We start from the raw sequence: 17,551 nt of genomic DNA on the forward strand, positions 1-17,551 counted from the left end.
CTCTGGTTGGAGGGAATGCAGCGACGCCAGTCAGTCAGGGGGGCTTCAAACTCTAGAAGTCATATTTGACGCCCACCGTGAAAGTCCGGCCGAGGATGAGATTCCGGAAATTGTAGATATCCGGTCCGCCTGCATCGCCGAACGCATAGTATTCCTGCTGGACCTCGTCTGTGATGTTCACGGCGTCGAACGTCACAGAGACGTTGTCACGCAAGTTCAGGTTCACAGCCAGATCCAGGCTCTTTTCGGGACGACGCCAGATCCCGATCGGGTTGGCGAAGTTGCGCTCCTCATTCGCATTCAGGAAGTCTTCCCGATACACATAGGACAGGCGCGCGCCAAGCCATTCGTTCTCGTAAGCCAGCGTGGCGTTGTAGGAGAAATCCGAAACGCCGAAGAAAGACGTGTTTTCCTCGCCAACGATCTCGCCCGCGCTGTTGGTCAGCGGGATATTCTGCTCGGAATCCAGGAAGGTGACGCTGCCCAGAACCCCGAACCCGTCCAGCAAACCGGGCAGATTGTCCGGGAAGTAGGTCAGACCGATTTCTGCGCCTTCAAGCACGCCGTCAGACGCATTCACGGGCTGGCTGACCACGAAGAGGTCGGTGTTGTAGCGGTCGTTCGGGATCGTGATGCGCCGGTTCAGCGGAACCACCAGGCCATCCACTTCACGGCGGAAGACCGTCACGTAAAACGCGTCATCGTCGCCGAAATACCATTCAGCCGAGAAGTCGTAGTTCTTCGACGTGGTGACATCGAGATCGGGATTGCCCCCGTCGCCATTGCCATAGCCCACATTGGTCAAGTCTTCTGTCAGGCTGAAATTCGGATTTAGGGCTGCGAAAGCCGGACGGCGCAAGGTCTCGCCGTAGTTAAACCGCAGCACGATGTCGTCCGTCATTTCATAACGCAGCAGCACGGACGGCAGGAATTTCTCGCTGGAAGGCGATGCATCGGAGGAATCACCGGTAATGCGGTCCGTGAACGCAATATCGGTTTCCACACTGGTGTAACGGCCGCCCAGACGCACATCCAGGGGACGCTCGGCCAGCTGGAACTGCATGTCGAGCATGGCGTAGACCGACATGGTGGTTTCTTCGACATCGAAATCATCCACGATCTCGATCTCGTCGCTCAACTCGATGTCCAAGGCTGGCAAAGCCGCCGCGTAAAGGCTGCGCACCTGATCAGCATTGTCCGCCAACCAGTAGCCATTGGGCAGCACCCAGCTTGTCGGCACATCAGACCGACCGTCGTTGAAACCCTTGTTCACATGATAGGCCGCTTCAGGCAGGTTCGAAAACGGCTGGCCCAGAGCTCCGACGGATTGGGGTTGCTCCCAAATGCCCTCTGTGGCGCCGCGGCGGTCCCAGCGAAGGCCCGCGCTGAAGGTTTGCAGGAAGCCGCCACGTCCCCGGTCCAGATCGTAATCGCCATCCAGAGAGAAGGTGATGGCGTCGCCGGTATTGCGCCCGCGATTGTCAAACAGCTCCCCGACCGTCCAGACAGACGGATCGAGCAGAAGGGATTCATCCGTAAAGCCCCAGTCAGGCATGCCATTGCCCGAGTTGAAGTCCACGGTGAGCTCCGGCGCAACGCGCGATGTGCGCATCGCGATGAAGGCGGTTTCAAATTCCGAGGTCTGGTAGGATAAATCCCCCACCAGATTCAGGGCATCGTCAAACAGCGTCCAGTCCCCGTTCAGCGCAAAGACATGGCTGTCGGTCTGGCTGTCGGTGAAATCCCCGCTTTGGAAGCCGAAGACATCCCGAACCGTGCGAGAGGAAATGACATTCGTGCCTTCATATGTCTCGAACGTCGAGCCCGGATCGGCGCCCAGAGATCCCCACCAGTCCGCGAAGGTGAAGTGCAGGCTGTTGAAGGTTTGCGACCGGAAGCCCTGGTAGAGGTATTCCGCCGTATAAACCGCATTGGCGTTGGGCGACCATTGCGCGGCGATATTAAAGGCCGGGCGTTCCCGTTCGCCGTAGAGATCCCCCGCAAAGAGCGCATCGCGCGCCAGAACATATTCATAATCGCCCAGCGTGCCGAAATTCAGCGTGGAGCCGGCCGCATCAGGCAGACCACGGTCCAGGCCTGGCTGCCAGATTTCAACTTGCTCACCATTGGCGTCGACCACGCGCGCATCGGTCGGGAAGATCCGCTCGAGCGGCGCGAAGCCGGGCGGGGGATTGTCCGCGGTAGCGAACGGGATGATCGCCCCCGCCGAGGCCCCCATATCGCGATAATGGGTCTCGGAATAGCTGACATTCGCCATGAGGCCGAATTCACCGGCGCTCGTCTCCCAACGATTTGCGATGAGGGCGCTGAAATTGGGATCAATCCTGTCCGATTGCTCATTATAGGTCGCACGCGCGACCGCCGATAAGCTGAAATCCTCGAAATCGAACGGACGTCGGGTGCGAATATCGATCTGTCCCGCCAGACCGGCTGCAAACTGGTCAGCAGAGCGGGTCTTGTAGACATCCAAACGCTGAACAAGGTTGGCCGGCACATCTGCAAGGGACAGGGCCGCGCCGGAGGCTGTGAAAACATTACGCCCATTGAAGGTCGTGGTTGCGTCCGGAAGTCCCCGGATCGTCAGGGCAGAGCCCTCGCCCGCCCCCCGGTCTGTAATCTGCACGCCAGCAACACGCTGGAGCGCCTCAATCACATTGTTGTCGGGAAATTCCGCAATATCTTCAGCAACGATCGAATCCACGATCTCGGTCGACGTGCGCTTGAGATCCAGCGCCTGGGTGACCGAGGCTCGGATGCCGGTCACCACAATCACGTCTCGCGTTTCTTGCTGCTCGGCCGCTTCGCCCTCGTCGGCCTGTTGGAAACCATAGGCCGACGGCATGGCCAGCCCAAGCGCCAGCACACCGCAAGACAGCTTCAGCAGGCGCTTCAGACGGCTGTGTTCACTCTGTCCCTGATTAACGTTCATTCTGTCCTCCCCATTTCGGTCGAGTGTATTTTCACCCTGACATCTATTGAGAGTATTTATCTTACTTATTGAATGTCAACGCCTCAGCCCGCTTAAATTGAACTTTTAAAAAATCTCCCAAATTCACTTATAAAACAATAGATTAACTTATAATTTATAGTGAAATTACATCCTTCAGACACACGCACCCAGTCCTTTTATCGTATAATTATACCAAACTATCGCAAAGCACTTCGCGCCTGCACAAATAATTATCAAAGAAATTCGCTAGTGCAGCATTCCGAATCAAAGACTACTTTGACAACCAGCGCCTCGGAACAACCTTGGTGAAAACACCACTAAAGTAGACCATTCATTCTGGGAAGTCAGCTCTATGAGCGTCTGGACAAGCCCCCCCGGCCAAAGGAGTCATGGAAATTGATCCGGGCACGGCGCCGCCTTAGAACCATGAGTGTCTTGGGCAACAGACCGCAACGATGATGGGCTTGGCGGGAACAAAGAGGTTTCAATGCTCGAAATGCCATGGCGAGCAAGCCTGTAAAGGGTTCACCCCTTTAGATGGAAGGCTGGCTCTCTGAGCAAAATATCCGCCAAACCTGCGACGCTACCGATAATCCGGTTCGCTCCGGCTGGAACCAAAATGCTCTCAGCCCGATCGCGAAGGCGCTGCTGCTCTAGACCGCCCAGATTGAAGAGTTGTCGCTTATCCAGACCTGCAAGCGTGCCGGTCAACGCCAGACCAAATGTATAAGCGCCAACAGCACGCCCTTTAGCCACGCCCGCAGCGGCGTCATCCACCTTGACGGTTTCTTCTGCGGTCACGCCCAACGCCTGCATGCAAGCCAGCATCATGCCAGGCCCTGGTCGACCATTCTCGACTTCATCACCCGCTACAATAACATCAAGCGCATACCCCAGCGCTGCGGCGGCCGGCGCCAGCTTGTCCAGCGTCTTGCGGGCATATCCTGTGGTCGAGCCGATCTTGACGCCGGCCTTGCGCAGCCGAGCGATAGAGTCGAGCACGCCAGGGATGGGCACGGCCCGTTCAACGGCTGTCCTGACAGACAGGTCCTGACAGTGCTTTACCCCTGAAGTTTTCCAGAAGCTCTGGTGGGCCCGGAGGGACTCGAACCCCCAACCAAGCGGTTATGAGCCGCCGGCTCTAACCAATTGAGCTACAGGCCCGCTGAGACGAGACAGCGTCCTGACTTGATAACGCGGGCGGCGAATTTGGCAAAGTGGCGATGGCGGCGAGACGCAGCTGAACAGGCGTTCAGGGAACGGCCATCAAAGAGTCGCGTTTCCGACATGAGACGGGCTTCAAAGACCGTATACTGGACGCACAACAGACTGGGAGAGCTATTATGATCCGCACCGTTTTTCTCGCCGCCGCCCTGATGACCACCACCGCCCTGCCCGCTGCAGCGGTCGCCCAAACCGCGCCCGCGCAGGAACAGACCGCACAGCTGAGCCTGTCAGCCAGCGGCGAAGTCCGCATCACCCCGGACCAGGCGCAAGTCTCAGCCGGCGTCGTCACCGAGGCGCGCACGGCGGCCGAGGCGCTGCGCGCCAACAGCCAACGCATGCAGCGCGTGTTCAGCGCGCTGGAGGAGGCCGGCGTCGAAGCGCGCGACATTCAGACCAGCCAGCTCAATGTCAGCCCGGTCTATTCCCAGCCGTCCAGCCGCGACGGCGGCACGCGTGAGATCACCGGCTATAGCGCGCGCAACACCGTCACCGCTTTGGTGCGCGGCATGGACAGCGTCGGCCCGGCCATCGACGCCTTGTTTGAGGCGGGCGCCAACTCGCTGAACGGCGTGACCTTCTCCAGCTCTGAAGCCGACGCCGCAGAGACCGAAGCGCGGCGCCGCGCTGTCGCCGAGCTGTACGAGACCCGCGACCTCTACGCCGAGGCGGGCGGGTTCACCGTCGAGCGCCTGCTGAACTTCTCTGAAAGCGGCGGCTATGCGCCCCAGCCGGTGATGTTCTCGCGCGCCATGGCGATGGAAGATTCAGCCACGCCGGTCTCGGGCGGCGAGCTTGTCGTCTCGATCACCGTCAACGGGACCTGGGAGATCGAAGGCTGATCACCAGACCAGCTTGGGCGCACAATAGCGCGCAACAAGGCCGTCCTCCTCAAGGAGGGCGGCCGCTTTGTGTGCGTCAAACCCGGCCTCGAAGGCCTGCCCCAGAATGCCGTCGGCGATGAACAGCGCATCCACGCCTTCAGACTGGGCGCCCTGAATATCGGTGTGCGGGCCATCGCCCACGGCCAGAACCCGCGCCTTGTCCAGACGCTCGCCGCGCAGGCGCTCGATCTCGCGATAGGCCAGATCGTAAATCGGTGGATGGGGTTTGCCGGCCATGATCGCCGTCCCGCCCATCTCCTGGTATTTTTGCGCCAGCGCGCCCGCGCAATAGCGCAAGCCGTCGCCAAACTGAACGACGATATCGGGATTGGCGCAGATCAGGTCGAGGCGGCGCAGCTTGGCTTCGGTCAGAAGATCCGTGTAGTCGTCCGGGGTCTCGTTTTCCCAGTCAAACAGGCCCGTGCAGGAGATGAAGGCGGCGTCTTCGAGCTTGGCGAACTCCAGCCCCGTCCCCTCATACAGCGCGTCATCCCAATCGGGGCCGAGCTTGAAGGCGGGACCTGGCGCGCGGCTTTCAAGCAAGGCATGGGTCGCCTCGCCCGAGCTGACGGCGCCATCCCAGACATCCTCGCCCGATCCCATCTGTTTGAGGAAGCTCTCAAGCGATGATGCGCGACGCGGTGAATTTGACACCAGCACCACGGTTCCGCCCTGAGCGCGATAGCGGCGCAAGGCGTCGAGCGCTTCGGGCAAAAGGTCCGAGCCATCGCGGATGACGCCCCAGACGTCACACAGGATTGCGTCATAGTCTTGGGCGAGATCGGAGAGGCGAGGAAAATCGGTCATGGCGCGGAGCTAGGCTGCTGAGACGCGCGCGTCAACGATGAAAGCACACCCTAGCCCGCAGCGCGACGCAGCTTGTTATCGGCTTCGTTGAGCACTTCATCGCGCACCGGGCGCGGCGCGCCGAACAGATGCCCCTGGGCATAGGCGACGTCGAGATCAAGCACTTCAACCACCGTGCTCTCCACCTCGATCTTTTCAGCCACCAAATCCACGCCATAACGCGCGAACAGACCCGCCACGTCTTCAGGGCGCAAGGCGCCCGGTTCACGCCCTGCAATCGGCTCGGCGCCATGGGCGGCGGCGATCAGGCGGTCGCCCGCCACCTTGATGAAGCGAACGCCCGCGCGCTGCAGCTCCGCAAGGTCGATATTGAGGTCATTGACCTGGTCGATGGAGAAGCGGAACCCGAAATCGGCCAGACGCGCCATATTGCGGGCGGCGGTGGCGGAGCGGTTTTCAAACTGGGCGCGCGGCAATTCAAAGATCAGCGCGCCGGCGAGGTCGGAATTGCGGCGCAAGAAATCGAGGAAGGCGGGGAAGAAGTCTTCATCGGCGAGCGAACGGATAGAGACATTGCAAAACACGCCGACCCGGCGATCAGACTTGGTCAGACGGCGCACGATCTGCACGCAACGCAGCAGCAGCAGATTGTCCACATCGGTGATCAGGCCCGCTTCTTCGGCGGCGGCCAGGAACTCGCCCGGTCCCAGAACCTGACCGTTTTCGTCGCGAATGCGCGTATAGCCTTCATAGAAATACGTGCGGCGCTGCGGCAGGCCGACCACAGGCTGCAGATACAGATCGACGCGATTGTCATCGAGCGCCCGGCGCACCAGATCCACCGCATCCGGCGTCTGGGCGGCGACAGGCGCAGCGCGACCGCCGCCTTCCAGTCGCGCCAGAATTTCAGCGACCAGACGCTCATCGGCGTTTTGCGGATCGCCCGCGGCCTGGATCGGCTGGCTCAATTCCAGCGCCGACTCCTGTGTGGCCGAAGTGCGGGTTTCCGCTGTCTTGGATTTGGTGGCGACCGCGGTCTCCGCCAGCGCTTCAATCCGGTCCTGAGCGCTGCTCAGCTCATCAAGCATGGACATGTTGGCGGCTTTGAGAAGATGGATCTCGTCCTCAAAGAGTTTGCGTTCTTCAGCGCGCGCGACAGAGGCGTGCACCTGGCCGCCGATCAGGAACACCAGCGCGCCCATCATCCAGGCGAGCTCGGCCGACATCAGCCCGAAGCGATCAAACGCCAGAGCCGCGACGATGGCGACCATCGCATAGGTTAGGATCACCAATATGTCGCTTGCGCGCGGCATTCTCGCTCCTGAATGTCGCGACTTGGTCCAGACCAGACCAAGTCCAACGAATCACACTCATTTTGGCGATCATAAAGTGCGTTAACCGGACTTGTCAGAACGTTAACGCTGTGAGCCGTGGACAAATGGAAAAAACAAAGGCGCGCCCGCACATGCGGACGCGCCTTGTCGTTAATCGCGGTCTCCCGCCTCGCAGTTACGAGGTGTGCGGGGCGATCTTGATTTCCACGCGGCGGTTCGCAGCGCGGCCTGCATCGCTGTCGTTGGAGGCGATCGGCTGGCTCTCGCCCATGCCCGCAACATACAGACGGTCACGCATGACGCCGCGTGCGATCAGTTCCGACGCCACAGAGCTGGCGCGGCGCTCGGACAGCGCCTGATTGTAGCCGGCGTCGCCGACGCTGTCGGCATGACCGATCACGTCCACATACGTGGCCGGATAGGTCATCAGCACGTCCGCCACATCATTGAGCACAGGACCAAAGCGGCCGCTGATCTGGGCGGAGTTGGTGGCGAAGGTCACATCACCCGGCATCACCAGATACAGGTCATTGCCCACACGACGCACGGTCACGCCCGAACCGCGCAGACGCTCGCGGAAAGCGTTTTCCTGGCGATCCATGTAGTTGCCGATGCCGCCGCCAGCGAGGGCGCCCACGCCCGCGCCGATCAGCGCATTGCGGCGGTCATCACCGCCCGCCAGCGTGCCCAGCAGCGCGCCAGCCGCTGCGCCGGCCAGAATGCCGGTGCCCGTCCGGTTCTGCGTGACATTGCCATACTGGTCAGTGGTGGTGCAGGCGGCCGCAAGGCCCAGCGCCATGACGGCGGCGATCATTGAACGAAACATCATACTCTCTCCCGTAAACGTCCCCTAAAACGCAGAACTAACCTAGAAGTTCCCCGTCTAGCTAGCCCTATCCTAGCCTATGTGCGCGACGTGTGCATGAACGCAGGCTGAACCGGCTGGAGATCGCGCTGAATTACGCGGCCAAAAATGTCGCTCGGCGCTCTTGACGGGGTCACGCGCGCCTCTTACCTCCGCCTCTGTTAGCAGCCGACCCAAGAGAGTGCTAAGCGCCTCGAGGCGGCGAGAGCTAAACCAGATCTTCAGTGAGCTGACGCTCAAAAACGGAGTACCGGCAATGAAATTTCGTCCTCTGCAGGACCGCGTTGTTGTCAAGCGCGTCGAGGAAGAATCCAAGACCGCTGGCGGCATCATCATCCCCGACACCGCCAAGGAAAAGCCGCAAGAAGCTGAAGTCGTGGCTGTGGGCCCGGGCGCCCGTGACGACAAGGGCGCTCTGATCGCCATGGACGTCAAGGTCGGCGACCGCGTGCTGTTCGGCAAATGGTCCGGCACCGAGATCACTCTGGAAGGTCAGGATCTGCTGATCATGAAAGAGTCCGACATTCTGGGCGTGGTCGGCTAATCGCCGCCTCACCGCTTTTCCGAACCACACACTCAAGATTGATAGGGACGAACAATGGCTGCCAAAGACGTTAAGTTCGGCGCTTCCGCCCGCGAAAAAATGCTCAAAGGCGTGGATACCCTCGCCGACGCCGTGAAAGTCACCCTCGGCCCGAAAGGCCGCAATGTGGTGATCGAGAAATCCTTCGGCGCTCCGCGCACCACCAAGGACGGCGTGTCCGTAGCGAAGGAAATCGAACTGGAAGACAAGTTCGAGAACATGGGCGCCCAGATGGTTCGCGAAGTCGCTTCGCGCACCAATGACGAAGCGGGCGACGGCACCACCACCGCCACCGTTCTGGCGCAATCGATCGTGCGTGAAGGCATGAAATCGGTCGCCGCCGGCATGAACCCGATGGACCTCAAGCGCGGCATCGACAAAGCCGTCTCGCTGGTCATCGAGCACCTGAAATCCTCCGCGACCCCGATCAAGGGCAATTCTGAAGTTGCTCAGGTCGGCACCATCTCCGCGAATGGCGAAAAAGAAATTGGCGACATGATCGCCAACGCCATGGAGAAAGTCGGCAATGAAGGCGTGATCACCGTCGAGGAAGCCAAGTCTCTGGCGACCGAGCTGGACGTCGTGGAAGGCATGCAGTTCGACCGCGGCTACCTGTCGCCGTACTTCATCACCGACTCCGAAAAGATGATCGCGGATCTCGAAGACCCGTACATCCTGCTGTTCGAGAAGAAACTGTCTTCTCTGCAGGCCATGCTGCCGGTTCTGGAAGCTGTGGTTCAGTCCAACCGTCCACTGCTGATCATCGCAGAAGACGTTGAAGGCGAAGCGCTGGCGACCCTGGTGGTCAACAAGCTGCGCGGCGGCCTGAAAATCGCAGCCGTCAAGGCGCCGGGCTTCGGCGATCGCCGGAAAGCCATGCTCGAGGACATCGCCGTTCTCACCGGTGGTCAGGTCGTCTCTGAAGACCTGGGCATCAAGCTCGAGAACGTCACCCTCGACATGCTGGGCACCGCCAAGAAAGTCACCATCACCAAAGACGACACCACCATCGTGGACGGCGCCGGTGAGAAAGAGGCCATCGAAGGCCGCGTGAACCAGATCCGTCGTCAGGTCGAGGACAGCTCGTCTGATTACGACAAAGAGAAACTGCAAGAGCGTCTGGCGAAACTCGCTGGCGGCGTTGCGGTGATCAAGGTCGGCGGCGCTTCGGAAATCGAAGTGAAAGAGCGCAAGGACCGCGTGGACGACGCCCTGAACGCCACCCGCGCTGCGGTGGAAGAAGGCATCGTGCCGGGCGGCGGCATTGCGCTGCTGAAAGCCACCAAGGCGCTTGAAGGCGTGACCGGCGATAACGAAGATCAGAACCAGGGCATCGCCATCGTGGCGCGCGCCCTGCAGTCTCCGATCCGCCAGATCGTCGAAAACGCAGGCGTTGAAGGCTCCATCGTCGTCGGCAAAGTGCTGGAAAACAACGATGTGAACTTCGGCTACAACGCCCAGACCGGCGAGTACGAAGACCTGGTGAAATCCGGCGTCATCGATCCGGTGAAAGTGTCCCGCATCGCTCTGCAGGACGCGGCGTCTGTCGCCTCCCTGCTGATCACCACCGAAGCGGCGATCGCTGAAAAGCCCAAAAAAGAAGGTGCAGCTCCGGCTGCGCCTGATATGGGCGGCATGGGCGGCATGGGCTTCTAAGCTCGGCTCTCACAGCCTACGAACGGAAAGGGCGGCTCAATCGAGCCGCCCTTTTTTTGACGTGGCTCACAGACTGTAAGCTAGCTCGCACAACGACGTAGATATGCCTTTTGACCCGCTGAGACCTTGAGTGTCAGCGAACCGATGCAAGCCGCGTATTCTTCCTGGACGCAATTGTAGAATTCGAGCCGGTCAGCGAGGTTGAGCGAACGGCAATAGGCTCGGGCTTCCACCATGCACGGATCAAACGGCGAGGACTGCGCGCTTGCGATCGAAGCGGATGAAAGCGCCATCAGCGCCGCCGCGCCGGTGAGAGCGATTGATTTGATCATGGTTCGTTTCTCCCTTTCTGGTGACCGGGGAGGCCACAGACTGGCTTAACGGCTCACCCGTAAAGCCGCCTTCTGAGAGAAGTTTGACAATAGTTTCCCTATTAAGGCGAGTCGCAATTCAGTCTCGCCCTCGCCACAGGCTCGTTTTCCGTCCTTGACCGGCAGCCCGCGGGACTCCTCAAGAACTCGTCCTGGAGCTGATCGGGCAGGTTTTTTAGCCGTTGACCGGAGCCGCCTGCATGCTCATTTGCAAACGCGTGCCCTGCTCTGCTCCAATCTCAATCATCGCGGCTCGCCCCAATGCCCCCATCAGGACCGGAGCCGACAGAACTCGCTTCTCGGTCACGCTAATGCCGCCCTGCTCATTGTCGTGATAGGCGAGCACTTCCATGATCTCGACCTCAAAGACCACTTCGCACTGGGGCGTCTGTGCAAGCTCGTCACCCGTGCAGGACCGAACGTCGAGTACGACGGCATGCGTTACGCCGCCCTGCTCAGTTTCAGGAATGATCATGAGCCTCTCGCCCAGCTCGGTCAGATACGAGTTTGAGAAAGACAGGTCTGTTTGACCATCTCCAAGCGTGAGTTCGAAATCCACCCTCACATCCTCGGCGTTCGCCATCGGCGCAAAGACAAAGCTCATCGCCGCCAGCCCGGCCAGGACGCTTCCGCCGACGCCGCCGGCAATCCATTTCGCGCGTTTCATGATCGTCTCCTTCAGCCGCGCCGCCATGACCGGCAGATGCCGGGGCTGGGCCGTCACATAATCAAGGATCAACGACCGGATCACCGCCCCGCTGGAGACGCCTTCCTCCCGACAGCGCGCCAGGAACTCGTCCTTGAGCTGGTCGGGCAAGCGCACATCAAGCTTGGCGTTGTGTTTGAGACTTTCGATCCGGTCGCGTTTCATGGCGGCTCCGACAAAGAGACTTCGAACGCTCTGACGCTATCGAAACCGTGTCAGGACAGGGAGCAAAAACGTGTCCGACAGGCTGAATTCAGCTCTCTTCATCAAACAGGGCGGCTCAATCGAGCCGCCCTGTTTCATTCAAAACTGCATCGCACTTAGGCAATCTCGCAGTCTCGCCCTCGGAATGGCGCGTCTGGCTGATGAGTTTGTGTCGCCGATCCAAGACACGCTTCATACTGCGCCAGCACGCACTCATAATAGGCTATCCGGTCTGAACTCAGATAAGCGCAATACGCGCGGGCTTGCATAAGACAGTCTGAACTCGCGCCAGTTTGAGCTGCCGACTGCGCAGTCAACGATACACACAAGGCGGCGGCTGAAACCAAGGCGGTGAAAAACGTCTGTCTCATTGATCATCTCCCTTCGAACATGTCGCTATCTGCAAAAGACACGGACACCACGATACTCCCAAAAAGGGAATTTAAAATCATTATTCTCCAATACAGCCAGATCATGACTGGGCGACAAACACGAATCTCAATCCGATTTGGCGACCGCCAGACAGATCAGGGACGAGAGCCTCACGCGCCAATGCAGACAAATCGTCAAAATATTTAGAGGGTTAGCCGGTCCGCTCTATCACACAGGAGTTTCTGTCGTGAATTTGACGGTGCTGAGCACCACAGAGGTTTCATAGCGCCGCACAATCGGATCTTGCAGCAGGCTGGCTTCCGCCCATTGCTCATAGGACGCCAGTGAAGGCGCGTGTACGTGCAGCAGGAAGTCCACCTCGCCCGCGATGGAATAGATCTGGGTGACGTTCGGGTCCGCCTGCATGGCCGCGCGAAAACGCTCATAGATGTCCGGCGCGTCATCGTGAAAGGTCACCGACACGATCAGCGTCTGCCCGAGGCGGGCTCGATCCAGCAGCGCCGCATCCGCCATGATGACGCCTTCCCGCCGCAACCGCTCAAGCCGACGACGGACAGCGGTTTCAGACAGGTTCACCTGCTGTGCGATTGTATGGTTGGAGAGGCGGTTGTCAGACTGCACGATCCGCAAGATCGCTCGATCTGTCTCATCCAGTGTCATAAGCCTGCTCCGCGCCGAATTTCGGCGCTTAACGTGCTGATTTCGGCGGGATCAGGCAAGTCGGCTCTGCTAGCATGTCTGCAAAACAGATGAGGTTCGTCATGACACGCCTGCTCCCCATCGCTGTGTTGATTGCATGGCTCCTTCCCATCAGCGCTTTGGCCGCTCTCCCCGACACGCCGACCATCGAAGCGGAGATCGACGCCATTCTTGAAGAGGGTGAGATCGCGGGCGCCGTGGTTCTGGTTGAAGACGCTGAAGGCCGCAGGATCATCACGCGCGGTGTCGCGAACCGCCAGACGGGCGCCCCTATCCCTGAAAACGCGCAATTGCGGATCGCCAGCATCGGCAAGGTCCACACCGCCGCCGTCATTCACAGCCTGATCGCGGAGGGATTGCTTTCGCTGGACGACAGGTTGGCCGACCACGTCGCGCCTCATTGGGTGGACGGGATCGCCAATGCGCAGACCGCGACTGTGCGCCAGCTGCTCACCCACACCAGCGGCATTCCCGATTATTATGACGATGTCTGGTTTCAAACGGTCAATACGGTCCAGGGCAACACCCCGCAACGCACTCTGGGGTATATCCATGGCCGTCCCGCCGAGTTCCCGCCAGGGCAAGGGTACGAGTATTCAAACTCGAACTATCAGTATCTGGCGCTGATCGCCGAGGCCGTGACCGGGGACAGCTTTGGCGCCTTGATGCAGGCGCGCCTCATCGCCCCCTTGAACCTAGAAGCGACAAGCTATGATCAGGCGCTGCACGGCGGCGATCCCATTCACGGCTATGGTTCGCCAGACGAGCCGGAGCGAGACGTCTATGCGCTGATTGAAAACCATGGCCCCGACGGCGGCGTCTTCACCAGCGCCAGCGATCTGGCGGATACGCTGATCGCCCTGTTCTCACATGAGGGCGAACTGTCAGAGCTGGGCCGGTTGATGCTGAGCGAAGAGATTGATCGCGGCGACGGGCGCAGCCGCGCTCTGGGGCCGATGCGCATTCGAGACCCGCGCGGACTGGACGTCATCATGCATGGCGGCTCGATCGCCGGATACGCCAGCTTGGCGCTGTATGAGCTCAACACCGGCATGATCATCATCGTGCATCTGAGCGCAGACCGTCCGGATCTGGCCGGTCAACTGGTGCGCCGCCTTCTGCAATAGGCAATAGGTGGGAGGGCGCAGTGGCGCGCGCCCTCCCCGCCGCGGCGTCAGGACAGGTCGCAGCTTTTGCGAAGGCCTTTGGCGCCATCAAAACCAGCATCTGGCAGCTGCCCCATGCACAGCGCAAACAGGTTCTCGACACAGCCTGCCCATTGGGCGGTTCCACGCGGCACGAACATCGCGCAGGTTTCTTCCGCCTGCTCCTGGCAGCGGATGGAATCATCGGCCATTGCAGACCCAGTGGCCAAAGTTGAGAGCCCCAGCAAGGCGGACGATGCGATCGCGGCTACAGACAGTTTGTTCATGAAAGTCTCCTCCATTTTGGCGCAATCTTGCGCAGCAAGGAGGCTATCTCAAAAAGGGAATTACGAGCCATAAAATCTGCCTATGGGGGAATTTTGGCTTAACAAAAGGTTTCTCTGCCCGACAAAGCGGCGCGAAACCAACAGGTCGCAGACAATCGGCTCATAGCCTCGTCAACGCACTGGTCAACATTTCAGCTGGGCGCTATTCCAAAACCATCTGAGTTAAAGGAATACACAATGCTTCGTTTCGCCGTCGCGCTCGCCGCTATCTCCCTCACCGGCGCCGCCAGCGCACAAAGCCCCGGTTTCGGTCTTGAGGAAATTCGCCTGGGCGTCGCGGCGCATGACCTGACCGATCACAGCGAAGACGGGCCGCAAATCGTTGGCGACCTGATGTTTTCAAGCCCGGACTTCCTGGAGCGCATCTGGTCGCCTCGGCCTTTCCTGTCCGCAAACATCAGCACCCAGGGCTACACCAATCTGGTCACGGCCGGGCTCGCTTGGGACTATGGCGTCACCGACCGGCTGAGCCTCGAGGCCTCGTTCGGGCTGAGCTATAATGACGGCGTGCTGGAAGTGTATCCCGACCGCGACGGCCCCGTGGAGGCCCAGCGCATCAAGGACACCCGCGCCCTTCTGGGGTCTGACTGGCTGTTCCGCACCGGCTTCGCCGCCGATTACGCGCTCAATCAGCACTGGTCGCTAGGCGTGTTTTACGAGCATCATTCCCACGGACAAATCCTCGCCAGCGGCCGCAATCAGGGCCTGGACGAGCTGGGCCTGCGGATGAGCTATCGCTTCCGATAAAGGACGACGCAGTGCGGGCGGCGTCAGCCCCGCCCCACTTGCGCCTTCAGAGCGGCGATCCGGGCGTTGGCGTCGATCAGACGGTCCAGGCTGAGCCGCCCGTCCTCGATCGCCTGCCCGACCCACTCCACGGCGCGCCGGGGCAGATCAGGATCGGCGTCCGCCGAGTTGGAGATCAGCAACAGGTCATTGCCCGCCGCCAGCGCCTCGACAATGGCTTGCTCGCGCGAATACTGGTTCCGGATCGCGCCCATATCGAGGTCATCGGTGATCACCGCGCCGCGATAGCCCATCTGTTCGCGTAACAGCCCTTGAAGGATCGGACGCGACAGAGTGACCGGATGACCCGATGGGTCCAGACGGCGATTGATCAGGTGCCCGCCCATGATCAGATGAGCCTTGTCTTGCTCAATGAGGCGCTCAAAGGGCGCGGCTTCCACCTCGCCCCATGTGTCTGAAATGTCGACGAACCCGTCATGGCTGTCGCCCTGGCTGCGCCCGTGACCGGGGAAATGCTTGATGGCGCAGGCGACACCCTCCGCCTCCATGGCGTCGATGAAGGCGCCGCAATAGGCTGCGACCGTGTCCGGATCATCTCCAAAAGCGCGCGCCCAGCGGTCGATCACCTGATTGCCGTCATGGCGCAGGTCCGCGACCGGGGCGAGGTTCATGGAAAACCCGTTTTGCGCCAGCTCACGCGCCGCCTGGGCGAAGACCGGACGGGCCGCGTCGAGCCCCATCTCCGCCAACGCCTCGGCGGTTGGAATGTCGGTGAAGCCCATCTCGTCTGTCAGGCGCTGGACGAAGCCGCCTTCCTGATCAATGGCCAGCCAGGCGTCCGGCGCTGCAGACTGGAAGCGTTCTGAGAGCCCCAGCACGCCGTCGCGGCTGCGGGCGTTATGGCGCAGGAACAAAGCGCCGCCGACGCGGCCAGCGGCCAGATCGGACTCAAGCCGCGACGCGCCGTCAGCCTGAGCATGATCGCCGAGAAACCCCAGGATCAGGCAATTGCCGACCAGCGTATCCAGAGAGGCCGATGTTGCGAATGCAGGCGCGGTGCAAAGCGCCGCCATGCCGGCCATCAGCCCGCGTCGTGAAATGATCATGGGTGTCCCTGAAATCCCTCATTGTTAGAGCTGATTGCTAGAGCGCCGCCGGCCATCTGTCCAGACGAAGGCAAAAGCTCTGAATACGAGAATGACGAAAACTTAAGCCTGCAGACGTGCTGCCGTAAGGCGCGTTCACCCACAGTTCACGCAAAGGGAGGACGCTTTATGAAACATTGGATCGCCACCGCCGCCGCCGTCGCCGCCGCACCACTGCTGGTCGCCTGCGCTTCGGCCGGGGCTACGCAAACACCTTATGCCGAAGCCGATGACCGCAATGGTCATGTGCTGGTCGTCAATGGCCAGCGGGTCGTCATCCATGACGGCGCGCACGCTGTCCGGGTGATTGAAACCGCGCTGGATGGCGCTGAGGACGCTTCAATCACCCTTGATCTCGACATCGACGTTGACCGATGGGACGAAGACGAGTTGGACGCCTTCACAGAAGAAATGGAGGCTTTGTCTGAGACCCTGGTCGAGCATTTCGCCGAAGGCTCCGACTTTCACATCCAGCTCGACCGCCTCAATCTCGACCAAGACGAACTCCAGGCGCGGATCGAAGTCATCGTCGAGGACGCCGAACGCCGCGCCATGCGCGCGGAGCGGCTCGCCGAGCGCGCTGCAGAGCGCGCCGAACGTGACGCCGAACGCATGGTCCGCCGCGCAGAACATCGGGCGGAACGCGCCGCCCGGCGCGCAGAAGAACAAGCGCATCTCGCCGAGCGCCAGGCGCTGTCCATTTCCATCGACGCTGACTCCATCGCGCAGGCGGGCCTCGCCGCCGCCGAGCATGGCCTTGAAGCCGGACTGCGCGCGATTGACCGCACGCTGGAGCGTGGGTGGAAGACCGAGGACGGCGTCCGGGTTCCCCTGACCGCTGAGGACCGGCGGGAACTGCGCGACGCGCGCGAGGAACTGCAAGACAGTCTCCACGAAATGCGAGACGAGCGGGCGGAGTGGCGCGAGACACGCCATCACACTTCATCGCGTCATGAGCACACATATGAAGACCGGCAGGTGCGCATCATCGAACGGGACGGCGAAACCCGTGTCTGGGTGAATGGTCGCGAGCTTGTCGGGGCCGAGAAAGACACCTGGCTGGACGCCTGGCGCAGTTCGGAACAGGCGCAAGGGCTTGAAGGCGCGCCGGATGCTCCCACACCGCCGACTCCTCCACGCCGATAACGGGCTTGCGCAGCGCCGTCAGCTCCGTATGGCGACTGCGACACCTCTCATGAACGGAGCATTTCCGGGAGAGTAAGAGTATGTCTTTGAAAACTCTATTCGCTGCTCTGGGCGTCAGCTTGTTCGCACTCACGCTCACTGCATGCGCCACAACACAAACCAACACACCATCCAGCCAGTCCGCTGAAACAGAAGAGCCGCTGGATAACAATCCGCACCGGCCGCGATGGTCAAACTACTGAGTGTATCTCGAACAAAAAAAGCCCGGCGTCGAAAGACGCCGGGCTTAAAGATTCTGGTTGGTCGATTAAGAGACGTCTCCTC

Annotated in this window: 16 protein-coding genes and 1 tRNA gene; 6 read left to right on the plus strand and 11 right to left on the minus strand. The window is 60.6% G+C overall.

Annotated features, from left to right (window positions below; all coding sequences use genetic code 11):
- Positions 1–52 precede the first annotated feature (52 nt).
- From ACTIGF_RS02580 to ACTIGF_RS02590, 3 genes are all read right to left on the minus strand, one after another.
- Positions 53–2,950 (minus strand): TonB-dependent receptor, encoded by a 2,898-nt coding sequence (locus ACTIGF_RS02580; protein ID WP_439635384.1) that lies wholly within the window; start codon positions 2,948–2,950, stop codon positions 53–55.
- Positions 2,951–3,496: 546 nt separating this feature from the next.
- Complete coding sequence (locus ACTIGF_RS02585) at positions 3,497–4,018, minus strand: HAD-IA family hydrolase (RefSeq protein WP_439636639.1); 522 nt, start codon at positions 4,016–4,018, stop codon at positions 3,497–3,499.
- A gap of 40 nt (positions 4,019–4,058) precedes the next feature.
- Positions 4,059–4,135 (minus strand) — tRNA-Ile (locus ACTIGF_RS02590).
- A gap of 179 nt (positions 4,136–4,314) precedes the next feature.
- Between ACTIGF_RS02590 and ACTIGF_RS02595 the strand changes: the two genes are divergently transcribed.
- Positions 4,315–5,037, plus strand: a complete 723-nt coding sequence (locus ACTIGF_RS02595; protein ID WP_439635385.1) for an SIMPL domain-containing protein — start codon at positions 4,315–4,317, stop codon at positions 5,035–5,037.
- Here the strand turns inward: ACTIGF_RS02595 and ACTIGF_RS02600 are convergent, their stop codons facing one another.
- The 3 genes from ACTIGF_RS02600 to ACTIGF_RS02610 all read right to left on the minus strand — a co-directional run bounded on the left by ACTIGF_RS02600 (position 5,038) and on the right by ACTIGF_RS02610 (position 8,049).
- Entirely contained in the window at positions 5,038–5,886 is an 849-nt protein-coding gene (locus ACTIGF_RS02600; RefSeq protein ID WP_439635386.1) for a TIGR01459 family HAD-type hydrolase, read from the minus strand.
- Positions 5,887–5,936: 50 nt separating this feature from the next.
- A complete protein-coding gene (locus ACTIGF_RS02605) occupies positions 5,937–7,199 on the minus strand; it encodes an EAL domain-containing protein (RefSeq protein ID WP_439635387.1) in 1,263 nt (420 codons plus the stop codon).
- Positions 7,200–7,395: 196 nt separating this feature from the next.
- Positions 7,396–8,049 (minus strand): OmpA family protein, encoded by a 654-nt coding sequence (locus ACTIGF_RS02610; protein WP_439635388.1) that lies wholly within the window; start codon positions 8,047–8,049, stop codon positions 7,396–7,398.
- A gap of 292 nt (positions 8,050–8,341) precedes the next feature.
- On the opposite strand from ACTIGF_RS02610, the gene groES reads away from it, so the two are divergent.
- Positions 8,342–8,629 (plus strand): co-chaperone GroES, encoded by a 288-nt coding sequence (gene groES / locus ACTIGF_RS02615; protein ID WP_022700132.1) that lies wholly within the window; start codon positions 8,342–8,344, stop codon positions 8,627–8,629.
- Positions 8,630–8,683: 54 nt separating this feature from the next.
- Positions 8,684–10,324 (plus strand): chaperonin GroEL, encoded by a 1,641-nt coding sequence (groL, locus tag ACTIGF_RS02620; protein WP_439635389.1) that lies wholly within the window; start codon positions 8,684–8,686, stop codon positions 10,322–10,324.
- Between the two features lie 80 nt (positions 10,325–10,404).
- Here groL and ACTIGF_RS02625 read toward each other — a convergent pair whose 3' ends face one another.
- The 3 genes from ACTIGF_RS02625 to ACTIGF_RS02635 all read right to left on the minus strand — a co-directional run bounded on the left by ACTIGF_RS02625 (position 10,405) and on the right by ACTIGF_RS02635 (position 12,658).
- Positions 10,405–10,656 (minus strand): hypothetical protein, encoded by a 252-nt coding sequence (locus ACTIGF_RS02625; protein ID WP_439635390.1) that lies wholly within the window; start codon positions 10,654–10,656, stop codon positions 10,405–10,407.
- Between the two features lie 214 nt (positions 10,657–10,870).
- Positions 10,871–11,566, minus strand: a complete 696-nt coding sequence (locus ACTIGF_RS02630; RefSeq protein ID WP_439635391.1) for a hypothetical protein — start codon at positions 11,564–11,566, stop codon at positions 10,871–10,873.
- A gap of 639 nt (positions 11,567–12,205) precedes the next feature.
- Positions 12,206–12,658 carry an Lrp/AsnC family transcriptional regulator gene (locus ACTIGF_RS02635; protein WP_439635392.1) on the minus strand — a complete coding sequence of 151 codons (453 nt, stop codon included), beginning with the start codon at positions 12,656–12,658 and terminating at the stop codon, positions 12,206–12,208.
- A 101-nt stretch (positions 12,659–12,759) separates the two neighbouring features.
- Between ACTIGF_RS02635 and ACTIGF_RS02640 the strand changes: the two genes are divergently transcribed.
- Positions 12,760–13,824 carry a serine hydrolase domain-containing protein gene (locus tag ACTIGF_RS02640; RefSeq protein ID WP_439635393.1) on the plus strand — a complete coding sequence of 355 codons (1,065 nt, stop codon included), beginning with the start codon at positions 12,760–12,762 and terminating at the stop codon, positions 13,822–13,824.
- A gap of 47 nt (positions 13,825–13,871) precedes the next feature.
- Here the strand turns inward: ACTIGF_RS02640 and ACTIGF_RS02645 are convergent, their stop codons facing one another.
- On the minus strand, positions 13,872–14,129 hold the full coding sequence (locus ACTIGF_RS02645) for a hypothetical protein (RefSeq protein ID WP_439635394.1): 258 nt from the start codon (positions 14,127–14,129) through the stop codon (positions 13,872–13,874).
- Between the two features lie 237 nt (positions 14,130–14,366).
- Here ACTIGF_RS02645 and ACTIGF_RS02650 point away from each other — a divergent pair, with 237 nt between their 5' ends.
- A complete protein-coding gene (locus ACTIGF_RS02650; RefSeq protein ID WP_439635395.1) occupies positions 14,367–14,936 on the plus strand; it encodes an acyloxyacyl hydrolase in 570 nt (189 codons plus the stop codon).
- A 23-nt stretch (positions 14,937–14,959) separates the two neighbouring features.
- On the opposite strand, the gene ACTIGF_RS02655 is transcribed toward ACTIGF_RS02650, so the two are convergent.
- Positions 14,960–16,042: a glycoside hydrolase family 3 N-terminal domain-containing protein gene (locus ACTIGF_RS02655; RefSeq protein ID WP_439635396.1), complete on the minus strand. Its 1,083-nt coding sequence runs from the start codon at positions 16,040–16,042 to the stop codon at positions 14,960–14,962.
- Between the two features lie 168 nt (positions 16,043–16,210).
- Between ACTIGF_RS02655 and ACTIGF_RS02660 the strand changes: the two genes are divergently transcribed.
- On the plus strand, positions 16,211–17,227 hold the full coding sequence (locus tag ACTIGF_RS02660) for a hypothetical protein (RefSeq protein WP_439635397.1): 1,017 nt from the start codon (positions 16,211–16,213) through the stop codon (positions 17,225–17,227).
- Positions 17,228–17,551 lie beyond the last annotated feature (324 nt).

The organism is Oceanicaulis sp. (assembly GCF_051859625.1).
Taxonomy (GTDB): Bacteria; Pseudomonadota; Alphaproteobacteria; order Caulobacterales; family Maricaulaceae; genus Oceanicaulis.

Coding starts and splice junctions, on each gene's coding strand:
- ACTIGF_RS02630 (WP_439635391.1), bottom strand. CDS start 11,566: ATGAAACGCGACCGGATCGAAAGTCTCAAACACAACGCCAAGCTTGAT.
- groES (WP_022700132.1), top strand. CDS start 8,342: ATGAAATTTCGTCCTCTGCAGGACCGCGTTGTTGTCAAGCGCGTCGAG.
- ACTIGF_RS02645 (WP_439635394.1), bottom strand. CDS start 14,129: ATGAACAAACTGTCTGTAGCCGCGATCGCATCGTCCGCCTTGCTGGGG.
- ACTIGF_RS02650 (WP_439635395.1), top strand. CDS start 14,367: ATGCTTCGTTTCGCCGTCGCGCTCGCCGCTATCTCCCTCACCGGCGCC.
- ACTIGF_RS02625 (WP_439635390.1), bottom strand. CDS start 10,656: ATGATCAAATCAATCGCTCTCACCGGCGCGGCGGCGCTGATGGCGCTT.
- ACTIGF_RS02595 (WP_439635385.1), top strand. CDS start 4,315: ATGATCCGCACCGTTTTTCTCGCCGCCGCCCTGATGACCACCACCGCC.
- ACTIGF_RS02600 (WP_439635386.1), bottom strand. CDS start 5,886: ATGACCGATTTTCCTCGCCTCTCCGATCTCGCCCAAGACTATGACGCA.
- ACTIGF_RS02610 (WP_439635388.1), bottom strand. CDS start 8,049: ATGATGTTTCGTTCAATGATCGCCGCCGTCATGGCGCTGGGCCTTGCG.
- ACTIGF_RS02635 (WP_439635392.1), bottom strand. CDS start 12,658: ATGACACTGGATGAGACAGATCGAGCGATCTTGCGGATCGTGCAGTCT.
- ACTIGF_RS02605 (WP_439635387.1), bottom strand. CDS start 7,199: ATGCCGCGCGCAAGCGACATATTGGTGATCCTAACCTATGCGATGGTC.
- ACTIGF_RS02640 (WP_439635393.1), top strand. CDS start 12,760: ATGACACGCCTGCTCCCCATCGCTGTGTTGATTGCATGGCTCCTTCCC.
- ACTIGF_RS02660 (WP_439635397.1), top strand. CDS start 16,211: ATGAAACATTGGATCGCCACCGCCGCCGCCGTCGCCGCCGCACCACTG.
- ACTIGF_RS02580 (WP_439635384.1), bottom strand. CDS start 2,950: ATGAACGTTAATCAGGGACAGAGTGAACACAGCCGTCTGAAGCGCCTG.
- groL (WP_439635389.1), top strand. CDS start 8,684: ATGGCTGCCAAAGACGTTAAGTTCGGCGCTTCCGCCCGCGAAAAAATG.
- ACTIGF_RS02655 (WP_439635396.1), bottom strand. CDS start 16,042: ATGATCATTTCACGACGCGGGCTGATGGCCGGCATGGCGGCGCTTTGC.